Source organism: Paludisphaera soli, assembly GCF_011064595.1.
GTDB lineage: Bacteria > Planctomycetota > Planctomycetia > Isosphaerales > Isosphaeraceae > Paludisphaera > Paludisphaera soli.
Genome location: NZ_JAALJI010000016.1, coordinates 122,760 through 134,671 on the forward strand (window position 1 = coordinate 122,760; position 11,912 = coordinate 134,671).

Sequence of the window (11,912 nt, forward strand, 5' to 3'; positions counted from 1 at the left end):
TATCCTCGTTGATCCGCGTCCCGCTCAGACCAGCCGGTATCGCTTGCGGAGGAGCCATTCGGCGGTGAGGCCGACGACGATGATGCCGAAGAGCAGGGGGGCGTCCCACAGCTCGTCGCGGTTCTCGATGGTCCGGGTCACCTCGCGCATGGGGATGGCGGCGTCGAGCTGGTCGACTTCGGACAGCTCGAACACCCGACCGCCGCTGAGCCGCGCCAGGTCGGCCAGGAGCGGGCGGTTGAGCGCCGGCTCATCGATCTCGCGGCGTGGGGGCTCGACCCGGAAGGCGGTCGTCGAGACCCGCGCCAGGTCGCCGCCGCCGCCCAGGTCGGGCGCGGACGCCGGGGCCACGCGGAGCGAGTACGCGCCGGCCTGCTGGGCGGGGAACTCGGCCGTCGCCAGCCCGGGGTCCTCGGGCGACTTCTCGAACCGGATCGGCTCCGGCGGCTGGCCGGCCGCCTCCAGCTCTGCGACCAGCTCCGACGCCTCGGCGAGCGCCGCGGGGTCGGAGTAGCGGACCGAGGCGTGGACCCGGTCACCCACGCGATAGAGGCTCTTGTCCAGGTGGACCTGGAACGGGAACCGGCCGCCGAGCGCCTTGTTGCGGCCCACGCGGTCGACCAGCCGGGCCCAGAAGCCGTCGAAGTAGTCCTCGCCGAGATACCGCCAGCGGTAGGTGCTGTCGAAGCCGATGAACACGGTGCGGCCCGGCCCGTAGAGCTGCGAGGCCAGCAGGACGTGGCGGCCGTTCTGGTTGGCCATCCGGGGGTCGCCGTGACGGGCCAGCACCACCGCGCCGGGGCGGGCGCGGGTGACGGGGAAGCTCCAGTACATGCCGGGCAGGCTGGTCAGCGCGGCGCGGTTGCGGATCGGGTCGGGGTGGAACTCGAACACCGGGTCGCCCCGCCCTTCGGGGGTGAGGTCCAGCGTGTACGTGTTCTGAGTCGTCAGCCGGACCTCGGCGTCGCTGCGGAACAGGCCCGGGTCGCGGACCACGGGGAGGATCCTGGTCCAGTCGCCCCCCGGCGACTTGGGGTCGACCGCCTCGAAGAGCTGCTGCGAGAACTGCTCGCCGGCGATGAAGATCAGGCCGCCGCCGTCCTTGCCCACGAACTTCTGGATCATCTCGGGCCACTGCGGGCCCATCGCCTTGATGTCGGGGTCGACCAGGAGGAGGGCGTCGTAGCGGGCCAGCTCCTCGTCGTTGTTCGGCAGCCGGGTGATGGGGCGGTCGCCGGGCTGGCGGAAGCCGGGGTCGGCGTGCTGGAGCCAGCCGGCGAACTCCACCTGCTGGTCGCGCATCAGCGCGTTGCGGAGGAACTGGACCTCGGGCGAGGGGCCGCCGGCGATCAGCAGCACGCGGATCTGACGCCGGACCACGCGCGACGCGGCGGTCGCGACGTTGTCGTCCTCGGTCAGCTCGGGGCCGGCGTCCTCGACCCGCGCGCGGTATTCGTACTGGCCGACGACGGCCGGGACCACGCGGAACGTCGCGCGCTTCAGGACCCCGTCCTCGCCCAGCACGACACGCTGGGAGCCGACGGGCTCCCACGCCCCCTCGTTGACCCGGCGTTCGAGGACGACCGAGGCGTCGGCGTCTCGCAGGCCTCGGGACTCGACGACGACCGATATCGTCGTCGGGTCGCGGGCGAAGACGACGGGGTCGACCTGCAGCTCGGCCAGGCGGATGTTCCTGGGCCCCTCGTCGGCGCCGGCGGCGATCGCGAAGATGGGGATCTTCTGGCGGGCGGCGGCCTCGACCACCCGCGCCGGGTCCTCGCCGGCGTTGGACCGGCCGTCGGTGGCGATCACCAGGCCGGCGACCGGCTGGCCGCGATGCGCCGCGAGCACCCCGCGCAGGGCGTCGCCCAGCGGCGAGACGGAGAGCTTCGGCCGCACGTCTTCGAGCTTCCGCGCCCTCGCGGCGTCCCCCCCGCCGGGGCGGGCGGCCGACTCCAGGTCGTAGACGAACAGGTCGCGGCCCTTCGCCAGGGCCTCGACGTTCGCCCCCAGGACCTTCTGCACCAGGTCGAGCCGGGGCGACTCCCGCAGCCGATCGACGGGCGACTTGCCGTCCTTCGACTCGACGCCCAGCTTGGCGGCGATCGCGGCGGCCTGCGAGTCGTCGGTGTACGGGTCGGAGAACCGCATGCTCTCCGAGTCGTCCAGGATCAGGGCCAGTCGCGACGGGTCCTGCTCGCGGCGGACGAAGACCAGGACGGGTTCGATCAGCATGACCCCGAGCGCGGCGATCGTCGTCAGCCGGAGCGTCGCCAGGAGGACGCGACGCGACAGGCTCAGGTCCGGGCGGCCCCAGCGAGCCAACCGCCAGACCAGGAACGCCAGCGCGAGCGCCCCCAGCGCCAGCCCGACCGCCGGCGCGCCGTGCGGCAGCGACGCGAATTCGAGCCGCACGTCGTCCGGGGGCGTCATCCCGGGCGACGTCGCCTCGATCCCCAGGAGGTATTGCCAGAGTCGATTCATCCCGCGTTCCATCCTCGTTCCAGGGGACGCCCCACCTCGCCGCGCTCGCCTTCGTCTCAACGGGAACGGCCGACCCAGGCCGCGAAGGCCGCCTCGGCCACGAGCAGCACCAGAAGGGCCGTCGCCAGGTCGCGCCAGATCTCGCGGCCGGTCGCCGCGAACGAGGAGGCGTCCCCGCGGACGGCGACCTCCACGTTCAGGGGCCGCATCAGGGTCTTCAGCTCCTCGGCCTCGATCCTTTCCAACCGGCTCTCGCGGACGTCGGGGTCGGCCGCGAAGACGTCCTCGCGAGAGCCGAGCGGGCCCTCCTCCCAGGAGAGCCGATACACCCCCGCGCGGCGGGTGTCGGGGACGTCGATCCGCACGGCCGGGCCGCGGTCGTCGGCCGGGTCTTCCGGCAGGGGCACGGCCGAGAGCGAGACCGGCTCGGCCCCTTCGGGGGGCGTTAGCCGGGCGTTCGAGACCTCGTGGCTGGAATGGACGACGCGGCGGATCGGGTCGCCGGCCGTGACGGTGTTGGCCGTGGTCGTGGCGCGGGCCGCCCCCTTCGCCGCCTCGCGGATCGCCAGCACGAAGCTGGGCTCCACCGGCCAGTCGTTGCCGGCGCGGTCGGCGGTCGTCGTCCAGAGCAGGACCCGGCCCTCGCCCACCACCCGCTCGGCCACCGCCGCCGAGCGGTCGGGGTCGTTCCAGCGGGCCAGGACGCGCGCCTGGCCCCGGTCCTTCTCGTCGGCCTTGTACCGATCTCCGCCTTCGGTTTCGCCGCCGGCCGATTCGTCGACGGTCGCGATCCAGCGCACCGGGACGCGCTCGAAGGCCGACGCTTTCAGCTCCAGCAGCTTCTCCAGGGGCGACGGCCGGACGAGCTCGATCACCAGGCCCCGGAACGGCTGGTCGGAGGTCGCCTTGAACGGGAACGGCAGGATGCGCTCTCCGGGTCGGTCGAAGAGGTCGTTGTAGAGGCCCAGGTCGATCCGGGCACCGGCGAAGATCATCAGGCCCATCCCCTCGCGGACGAGCTTGCGGATGCGGTCGGCCTGCTCGGGCGTCGGCGCGGCGACGTTCGCCAGGACGAGGACGTCGGGGGTCTCCAGCCGGGGGGAGAGGAAGTCCTGCTCGGGGACGACCTCGATCCGCCAGGCCTCGGCCGAGCCGACGCCGATGGACAGAGGCGCGGCGAGGTAGTCGACCTCGGAGCCGAACGGCTCGGTCGAGGGTTCGCCGTCTACGAGCCGGATGAGGAGCGAATCCTTCACCGGCGCGGCGGCCCAGCGGCGGCCGTCGGCAGGCAGCTCGTCGTCCGGGAGCTGGAGCGAGAACTCGTGCGGCCCCGCGCCGGGGAAGGCGACGGAGAGCGGCGTGCGCACCGTCTCGCCGGGGGCGATCTCGGGGAGCGGGATCTCGCTCGGCTTGTCGTCCACGCGGAGGACCGCCTTGGCCCCGACGAGCGCCCGGGGCGAGCCGTTGCGGATCACCGCCTCCCAGGCCGAGGGGGCGCCGGCCAGGATCGTCCGCTCCAGGGGGACGAGCGACTCCAGCGCCACGTTCGCCGTCTCGGCCGAGCCGACGTCGACGACGCGGACGACCACGCCGTCCTCCTCCCACCGCTTGGCGATCTCGCCCACGGTCGCGTCCCAGCCGCTGCGCCTCAGGTCGGTCAGGATCGTGAGGCGTCGCGTGGGGTACGTGCAGGACTTGAGGACGTCGTCGATCCCGGCGAGGACCGACGGCCAGGCGGCGTGCGTGGCCGTGGCGGCGAGCCCCGAGACGGCGGCGGCCAGCTCCTCGCGGCGGCTCGCCTCCACGTCGTGGATCACCGGCGCGGTCGGGGCCGAGGTGGTGGCCAGGCTGCAGCGGTCCTGCGGCGGCGTGGTCTCCAGCAGGGCGCCCGCGACCTGGAGCGCCTTCTGGATGGCGGTCCCCTCGCCGGCGGCGTAGCCCATGCTCAGCGAGTCGTCGACGAGCATGACCTCGCTCGAACGACCGCCGCGGCCGATCCAGCTCTCCATCCCGGTCGGGTTGAGGATGGGCCGGGCCAGGAAGAAGAAGAGGAGGACCGGGAGCGCGATGCGGAGGAGCAGGAGCAGCAGCTCCTCCAGCTGGATCCGGCGGCGGTTGCGCTGGATGGTCAGCTTCAGGTACTTCATGGGCGCCCAGTCCACGCGGCGGAACCGACGACGGTTCAGCAGGTGGATGACGATGGGGATCGCGCCCAGCAGGGTCCCCCAGATCAGGAGCGGGCTCAGGAACGTCATGGCTCGGCGGTGGCCCTCGCGGGGTCGGGGTCGAGTCGCGCCTGGGTTCGGGTCATCGGCCTCGGCGGTCGGCCCGGCCGGCTTCCAGGCGGGCGTGGAGGAATCGGCTGAGGGCGTCGGCCAGGGGCTCGTCGGTCAGGAAGCGGACGTGGTCGTAGCCGCGGGTCCCGCAGGCCTTCCGAACCCCCCGGAGGAACTCGTCCATCGCGGCCCGGTACGACTTCTGGAACCCCCGGGGCTCGGCGAACAGCTCCTCGTCCCCTTCCAGGTCGCGGAAGACGGTCGGGCCGTCGAACGGCAGGTCCAGCTCGTCGTGGTCGAGCACCTGCATGACCAGGACCTCGTGGCCGCTGAACCGGAGCCGGTCGAGCCCGGCGTAGAGCGCGTCCAGGTCGGTGAGCAGGTCCGAGACGATCACCAGCATGTTCCGCCGGCGGAACTGGTCGCCGAGGGCCAGCAGGAGGCCCCCCAGCTCGGTCTTCCGGGCCGGCGTGCAGTTCTGGAGCATCCCGGCGACGAGCTGCACCTGCGCCTGGGTGGCGCGGGGGGGGATGTTCTTCACCGCCTTCTCGTCGAACAGGACCAGGCCCACCGGGTCTTGCTGGCGGGTGAGGAGCATCGAGAGGGCGACGACCAGGGTCGAGGCGTACTCGAACTTGCTCAGCGCCGCGCGCCCCCCCTTGTAGTTCATCGAGGCGCTGGCGTCGACGAGGAACGTCACGCGGACGTTGCTCTCCTCCTCGTACTGCTTGACGTAGTGCCGGTCAGACCGGGCGAAGACCCGCCAGTCGAGGCGGCGGAGGTCCTCGCCGGGGGAGTACTCGCGGTACTCGGCGAACTCGACGTTGAAGCCGTGGAACGGGCTCTTGTGCAGGCCGCTGATCGCGCCTTCCACCAGCCGCCGCGACCGAAGCGTCAGGTCGGCGATCCGGCCGAGGGCGTCAGGATCGGAAAATGGCCGAGGCGGCGGCATCGGGCGCTCCCTTCCGGACGGGGACCTCGTCGAGCAGCTTGCGCACGATCGTGTCGCTCGTCTGGCCGTCGGCCTGGGCGTTGTAATTGACCACGATGCGGTGCCGGAGCACCTGGGGGGCGACCGACCGGAGGTCCTCGACGGACACGCTCGGCCGGCCCGCCAGCGCGGCCTTGGCCTTGGCCGCGAGGATCAACGACTGCCCGGCGCGGGGGCCGGCGCCCCAGGCCAGGTATTCGTCGACGAACGCCGGGCCGCCGTACTTGACGCCTCGCGTGGCCCGGACGAGGTCCATCGCGTAGTCGATGCCGTGGTCCGAGATCGGCACCCGGCGGACGAGCCGCTGCAGCTCCCGGATCCGCGCCGCGTCGACGACCGGCTTGATCTCGTCGTGCTGGACGCCGGTCGTCATCCGGTAGATCCGCCGCTCCTCGTCGGGCGACGGGTAGTCGATGAAGACCTTGAACAGGAAGCGGTCGAGCTGGGCCTCGGGCAGGGGGTACGTCCCTTCCTGCTCGATGGGGTTCTGGGTCGCCAGGACGAAGAACGGGTCGGGGAGGACGTGGCGGCGGCCGCCGGCGGTCACCTGACGCTCCTGCATCGCCTCCAGCAACGCGGCCTGGGTCTTGGGGGGGGTGCGGTTGATCTCGTCGGCGAGGATCAGGTTGGCGAAGATCGGCCCGTGGACGAAGCGCAGCTCGCGGGCGCCGCTCTGGCGGTCCTCGTGGAGCACCTCGGTCCCGGTGATGTCGCTGGGCATCAGGTCGGGGGTGAACTGGATCCGGTTGAAATCCAGCGAGAGCGAGTCGGCCAGGGCGTGGACCATCAGGGTCTTGGCGAGGCCGGGCACCCCTTCCAGGATGCAGTGGCCGCGGGCGAAGACGGCCATGAGCAGCTGCTCGACGACCTCGTCCTGGCCGACGATGCGCTGGGCGATCTGGCGGCGGATCTCGTCGTGGATCGTCTTCAGGCCGTCCAGCTCGGACAGGTCGAGGTCGTCGTCGTCGTGGCTCAAGGTCGCGTCCCCTTAGCGCTGGAAGACCGGGAGGAATTTGAACGGGAGCTGGAGGATGATCGCGGCGACGGAGGTCCCGAAGACCTGGCCGATGCCGTCGCCGTTCCAGGAGCCGTCGGGCTGCTGCTGGGCGAGGAGCTGGTCGCGGGCCTTGGGGAAGTACTCGTCCCAGTAGGAGTCGCCGGCCATGTAGAAGCCCTGGGAGGCGTAGAGGTGGGCGTAGTAGTCGTGCGCGCCCCCCTTGCTCCAGCCCTCGTTGTTGCGGAACTGGTCCCAGACGTACTTGAGGCAGTCGGTGGCGATGGGGCCGTCGAACCGGCCGGCGTTGTACAGGGTGGCGACGGCGGCGGCCGAGATCGGCAGCCGGGGGCCGCCCCCGCTGGCCAGCGAGTACTGGATGCCCCCCTCGGGCGTGCGGCACTTGTCCAGGTACCTCACGGCCTCCTCGATCACCGCCGCGGGCACGAGGAACCCCGCGTTCTGCGCGGCGCGGAGGGCCTGGACCTGGGTGACGGTCACGGACCCTTCGTCGCCGCCGCCGGGGGTGTAGGTCCAGCCGCCGGCGCCGCTCTGGCCCTGGCTGGTGAGCGCGACCGCCTTGCGGACGGCCGCCTGCACCTGCTGGCGCAGGGCCTCCTTGGTGATCATCCCGTAGACGCTCGCCAGGAACATCAGGGCGAAGCCGTGGCCGTGCATCGGGATGCCGCCGTCCTCGCCCGGCCCGGTGATCAGGCCGCTGGGCGTGGCGCAGCGGACGAGGTACTCGACGGCCCCCTGGACCGACTTCGAGTACTTGCCGCGCGTGGGGGTGTCGCCGTGCGCCAGCAGCGCGGTGCCCGCCAGGCCGGTCATCGCCACCGGGTACATCTGGCCGCCGCCGGTGATCCACGACCCGTCGTCGGCCTGCTGCGAGGCCAGGTAGTCCAGCCCCTTCAGCACGGCCCGGATCGTCTCGGGCGTGACGTGCTTGGGGAGCACCTCCTCGGCCGAAAGCCCGGCGACGGTCCCGGCGAGCCAGCCGCCGCCCGCCGCCAGCGCCGGGGCGGCCGCGGCGCAGCGACGCAGGAAAGCCCGGCGGCTCGCGTCCTGGAAGCCCACGGTCGCGCTCATCGCTTGGGCTCCGCGGGCGTGATGGCGTAGCGGACCTGCAGCTCCACGCGGATCGGCACGTCCTGGAACTTCGGGGTCGTGAGCCGGTCGCGGGCCCCGTCGTCTTCCTCCTGGGTCGGTGCGTCGCTGAGCATCATGCCGGAGTAGTAGTACCGCGTCGCGTTGTCCGACGAGACCTCGCGGACGGAGAGCACCGGGCCGAGCTTCACGCCGTTGAGGCGGGCGAGGCGTTCGGCGCGGGCGCGGGCGTCGGCGGCCGCCTTGGCGTAGGCCTCCTCCTTCAGCTTGTCGTAATCCTCGACGACGAACCGGACGAGGTTGGTGGGCTGCATGTTGCCGTAGCGGTAGGCCATCATCGCGGCGTTGGCCGGCGGGCCGACGCGGGCACCGGCGTCCTGGGCGACGTCCAGCAGGCGGCCGACGAGCTGGAGCACGGCCTCCTCGTCCATGCCCTGGATGCCGGACGCCTTGACCACCAGCTTGCGCGAGAGCTGGACCTCGCTCTTGGTCTTCGTCTGGACGCCGTAGTCCATCATGTAGGGGTTGAACGCCGCCCCCTTCTGGTCCAGGAGGAGCCCGCGCTCCTCGACGGCCACGTCGGGGAGCTTGAGGGCGGCGAAGGCGTCGTGGACGCGCTTCTTGGCGTCGCGGAACTTCACGATCGCGTCGCCGGTCAGCTCGGCGGCGGCGGAGACGTCCAGGTCGATCTCGGCGAGGCTCGGCCTGGCGGAGACCGAGCCCTTGCCCTGGACGGTGAGCCCCTCGACGCCCGAGGGCTCGGCGACCTGGGCCGCGGCGGGCGGGGGGACGGCGACGATCACGGCGGCGGCCATCCCGAGGCAGGCCGCCAGGCGGAGGGCGGCGATCGTCCACGGCCGTGGCGAGCGGGGGGGCTTCATCGCGGGGGGTCCTCCTGGGGGGGCGCCGACCGGGCGGGATAGGCGGTGATCGCGCGGTTGGAGATGGTCAGCAGGCGATCGCCGGCCGCGACGAGGTCGGCCGCCTCGGACCCGAGGTCCTCGCCCCGGAAGATCCGACGCACCCGGCCGTCCGCCGGGTCGAGTTCGAAGACGCCCCGAGGCGTGGCCTGCCAGATGCCGTCGGGCCGGATCAGGACCGTCGCCTCCAGGCTGCCGCCCGGGAGCCGCGTGGCCCACGAGAGGGTCCGGGTCTTCGCGTCGAGCGCGGACAGCTCCTCGCCGCCGAGATAGATCGAGCGGTCGTCGCAGCCCACAACCCGCGCCGCCTTGCCGAACGGGCGTCGCCAGGCGACCGTCATCCGGTTCGGGTCGATCGCGTAGATCCGGCTCGACTGCGCCCCCTTGAACACGAGCGCGTCGCCGCGCTCCCGGGGGGGCTCGCCGGCCGGCTGGGGGTCCTGGGGCATGTTCCCGTAGAAGTAACGCTCGGTCTGCAGCGGGGCCGTCTCGTAGCCGTAGCCCCAGTCGAGCGTCCCGGTGTCGGCGTCGAGCCGGGCCAACAGGCCGACGTGCGTGTCGACGTAGAGGGCGCCGGAGTTCCACATCAGCCGGACCTGCGGCGTCTGCTCGCGACGGCCGGAGTAGTAATACCTCTGCTGGCTCTGGCGGGACACGGCGACCTGGGTCTTCCAGATCGGGCGGCCGGCTTCCGGCCTCATCGCCAGGACCCACTGCTCGGGGAGCGGCTGGTTCTGCTGGATCTTGGCCGGGACGTAGAGGACGCCGTCGGCCAGGATCGGCGGGCCCGAGGGCTCGTAGCCGGCGTACTCCGGCAGGTCCGCCATCTTCCAGACGACCTCGCCGTCCTCCGCCCGTCGGCATTCGAGCTGGAACGGCCCCATGGAGTTCTGGTCCTTCAGGTCGCGCGTGACCGTCCAGAGCCGCTCGCCCCGGGCGAGGAGCGCGAACCGTGAGGGGTCGAGCATCTGGGCGGCGGGCTGCGTGGCGATCTGCTCCAGGTTGTGGAAGGACTCGGTCCGCCACCGGAGCCGGCCCGTCGCCAGGTCGAGCGCCATCAGCCGGCCCAGGTAGTTCACGTAGAGCGTCTCGCCGTCGATCGCCGCGGCCGGACGCGCCGAGCTGAGCGGGTTGGAGCGCCACTGGTTCAGCTCGACCGGGGCCATACCGGCCTCGATCGAGTCGGCGATGCGGAACTGCCAGTCGGGCGCGACGGCCTCCGCCAGGCCGATCGACGCGTCGGCCCCCCGGCCGTCCGAGGGCGGCGCGACGGGGGCCGCGGCGTCGACGAGGCGACGGAGCGACTCGGGGGCGGTCGCGGTCTCGCCGCCGAGCGTCGTCGGCTCGTCGCGGTAACGGTCCTCGATCTCGGCCCGGATCTGGTCGAATTCCGAGCGGCGGCCGGCCCGGGACAGGGCGACGGCCGCCTTGACGGCGATGGTCGCGGGCGAGAGGTCGGAGTCGGGCCGATCGCGGAGGATCGTCAGCCAGCAGTCGGCCGCGCGGTCGAACCGCCCCTGCTCGAAGTCGAGGTCGCCCAGCCGGTCGGCCGCGGCGGCGCCCACGGTCGTCGTGAAATAGGACGAGTAGATCCGCTCCAGGTTCGCCCGCTCGGCGTCCCCCTCGGCCTGGTCGAGCAGCTTCCTGGCCTCGGCGTCGTAGAAGAGGCGGTAGGCCGACTGTCCCTCCGGGGGCAGCGCGGTCAGGACCTCGCGCCGCTTGCGGGCGACCGGGACGATGAAGCCGTCGGCGCCGTCGACGAACCGGAGGGACTGGTCGTCGCCGATCGTATAGAGCGCCTTCAACGCCCGCTCCCAGGCCCCGCGCTTCCGAAAGCGCTCGAAATCCTCCAGCGCCTCCTTGACCTCGGTGGCGGCCGGCGGCATCTGCAGGGGACGCCCGGGATCGTCGTTCGAGACCTTGTCCGGATCCTTGCCCTCGGCGTCATCCGCCACCTGGGCCAGCCCGGTCGACGCGGCCCACGCGAGGACGAGCAGCGCGATGAGGCGTCGCGTCCAGATCATGCCGCCTCCGTCCAAAGGTCGATCGCGGAACGAAACGTCCAGGTCCGAATGGATCCGCCGGGGGAGGTCCGGCGCCGAGTTCGGGGGGGGATCCCTCTCGTAACGGCCGGAGACAGTTGTAGTGCTCCCAATTCCCTCGTGCAAGATCCTACCGCGGAACTGCCCGAATCCAGGGCCTTGATGGGAGGGCCCTCAAGACCGGACGTCCCGAAATCCGCGGAAGGTTTGCACGGTGACGAGATCCTCCGTCCCGACCGGAGCCGCCGCGAGCCCGAGACGAGGAGGGACCGAGGCGACTTCATCCAGATTCGCAACCGCCGACTCATCGAAGCAGGGCGCCGCAACGAGGACGGAAACTCGGAGAGGCCCGGCGGCGACGCGACCCGAACGGGCGGCCGGTGCCGCGTCCAGGCCTGCGCGGCGACGTCGCGGGCAGTGCCAAGATCCCCGCCGAGAGCTTATACTCGCGGGCCCCGGCGGTGCTTTGCGGCCTTGTCACGGGGGCCGCAACGGAACGTTCCGATCCGCGGGGCGGGCCGAACGCGCCATCCCCTCGACGCCCCCTTCGGCCGAGGCGGCCCCGCGAGGCCGTCGAGGGCCTCGCCCGGCGACGAACGGCACGCCAAGTTTACGTCGCGCGGTCCGACATCGCGCGAAAGCCAGGGAGTCAAGCGGATGGGCAAAGAGAAGACTTCGCCGGGCCGGGCCTCGGAATGGACGTTCCTGAGCAATCACGCCCATGTGCTCCTCTGCATCGCCCGGGAGTCGGAGATCCGCCTGCGCGACGTGGCCGAGAAGGTGGGCATCACCGAGCGGGCCGTCCAGCGGATCGTGGCCGACCTGGAGGCCGGCCGGTACCTGGAACGCGCCCGATCCGGCCGCCGCAACCGCTACGAGGTCCATCCCGAATTGCCGCTCCGCCACCCCATCGAGTCTCACCGCGACGTGGGGACCTTGCTCGCGCTGGTGCTCAGCCCGGCCCCGACCGCCGACGAGACGCCCGCCCCGGCGCGGCCGGGACGCGAGGCCGAGGCCCCGCCCCGGCCCAGGCCCGCCCGGCCGAGGGCGCCGCGCAAGCGGCCGAGCGAGGGTTGAAAACTTGTTGGAACGGGT

The 11,912-nt window shown here is 72.3% G+C and carries 8 protein-coding genes; 1 reads left to right on the plus strand and 7 read right to left on the minus strand.

What is annotated here, in order from left to right:
• Positions 1 to 24 precede the first annotated feature (24 nt).
• Genes G6O68_RS19675 through G6O68_RS19705 form a run of 7 tightly spaced genes read right to left on the minus strand, consistent with a single transcriptional unit; the run spans position 25 to position 10,799 of the window.
• Positions 25 to 2,484 carry a vWA domain-containing protein gene (locus G6O68_RS19675; protein ID WP_165250347.1) on the minus strand — a complete coding sequence of 820 codons (2,460 nt, stop codon included), beginning with the start codon at positions 2,482 to 2,484 and terminating at the stop codon, positions 25 to 27.
• Positions 2,485 to 2,540: 56 nt separating this feature from the next.
• On the minus strand, positions 2,541 to 4,739 hold the full coding sequence (locus G6O68_RS19680; protein WP_165250348.1) for a BatA domain-containing protein: 2,199 nt from the start codon (positions 4,737 to 4,739) through the stop codon (positions 2,541 to 2,543).
• 52 nt (positions 4,740 to 4,791) lie between these two features.
• Positions 4,792 to 5,712 (minus strand): DUF58 domain-containing protein, encoded by a 921-nt coding sequence (locus G6O68_RS19685; protein WP_165250349.1) that lies wholly within the window; start codon positions 5,710 to 5,712, stop codon positions 4,792 to 4,794.
• Positions 5,681 to 6,727 (minus strand): AAA family ATPase, encoded by a 1,047-nt coding sequence (locus G6O68_RS19690; RefSeq protein WP_165250350.1) that lies wholly within the window; start codon positions 6,725 to 6,727, stop codon positions 5,681 to 5,683. Before G6O68_RS19690 ends, G6O68_RS19685 begins: the two co-directional genes overlap by 32 nt.
• A 12-nt stretch (positions 6,728 to 6,739) precedes the next feature.
• On the minus strand, positions 6,740 to 7,837 hold the full coding sequence (locus G6O68_RS19695; RefSeq protein WP_165250351.1) for a prenyltransferase/squalene oxidase repeat-containing protein: 1,098 nt from the start codon (positions 7,835 to 7,837) through the stop codon (positions 6,740 to 6,742).
• Positions 7,834 to 8,736: an SIMPL domain-containing protein gene (locus G6O68_RS19700; RefSeq protein WP_240911395.1), complete on the minus strand. Its 903-nt coding sequence runs from the start codon at positions 8,734 to 8,736 to the stop codon at positions 7,834 to 7,836. The genes G6O68_RS19695 and G6O68_RS19700 overlap by 4 nt, the downstream gene beginning before the upstream one ends.
• Positions 8,733 to 10,799, minus strand: coding sequence for a PQQ-binding-like beta-propeller repeat protein (locus G6O68_RS19705; RefSeq protein WP_165250352.1), 2,067 nt, complete (start codon positions 10,797 to 10,799; stop codon positions 8,733 to 8,735). The genes G6O68_RS19700 and G6O68_RS19705 overlap by 4 nt, the downstream gene beginning before the upstream one ends.
• Positions 10,800 to 11,474: 675 nt before the next feature.
• Between G6O68_RS19705 and G6O68_RS19710 the strand changes: the two genes are divergently transcribed.
• Positions 11,475 to 11,894, plus strand: a complete 420-nt coding sequence (locus G6O68_RS19710; protein WP_240911396.1) for a helix-turn-helix transcriptional regulator — start codon at positions 11,475 to 11,477, stop codon at positions 11,892 to 11,894.
• Positions 11,895 to 11,912 lie beyond the last annotated feature (18 nt).

Excerpts from the sequence above, each read along its gene's own strand:
- G6O68_RS19700 (WP_240911395.1), bottom strand. The coding sequence starts at position 8,736 with ATGAAGCCCCCCCGCTCGCCACGGCCGTGGACGATCGCCGCCCTCCGC.
- G6O68_RS19680 (WP_165250348.1), bottom strand. The coding sequence starts at position 4,739 with ATGACGTTCCTGAGCCCGCTCCTGATCTGGGGGACCCTGCTGGGCGCG.
- G6O68_RS19695 (WP_165250351.1), bottom strand. The coding sequence starts at position 7,837 with ATGAGCGCGACCGTGGGCTTCCAGGACGCGAGCCGCCGGGCTTTCCTG.
- G6O68_RS19675 (WP_165250347.1), bottom strand. The coding sequence starts at position 2,484 with ATGAATCGACTCTGGCAATACCTCCTGGGGATCGAGGCGACGTCGCCC.
- G6O68_RS19685 (WP_165250349.1), bottom strand. The coding sequence starts at position 5,712 with ATGCCGCCGCCTCGGCCATTTTCCGATCCTGACGCCCTCGGCCGGATC.
- G6O68_RS19710 (WP_240911396.1), top strand. The coding sequence starts at position 11,475 with ATGGGCAAAGAGAAGACTTCGCCGGGCCGGGCCTCGGAATGGACGTTC.
- G6O68_RS19705 (WP_165250352.1), bottom strand. The coding sequence starts at position 10,799 with ATGATCTGGACGCGACGCCTCATCGCGCTGCTCGTCCTCGCGTGGGCC.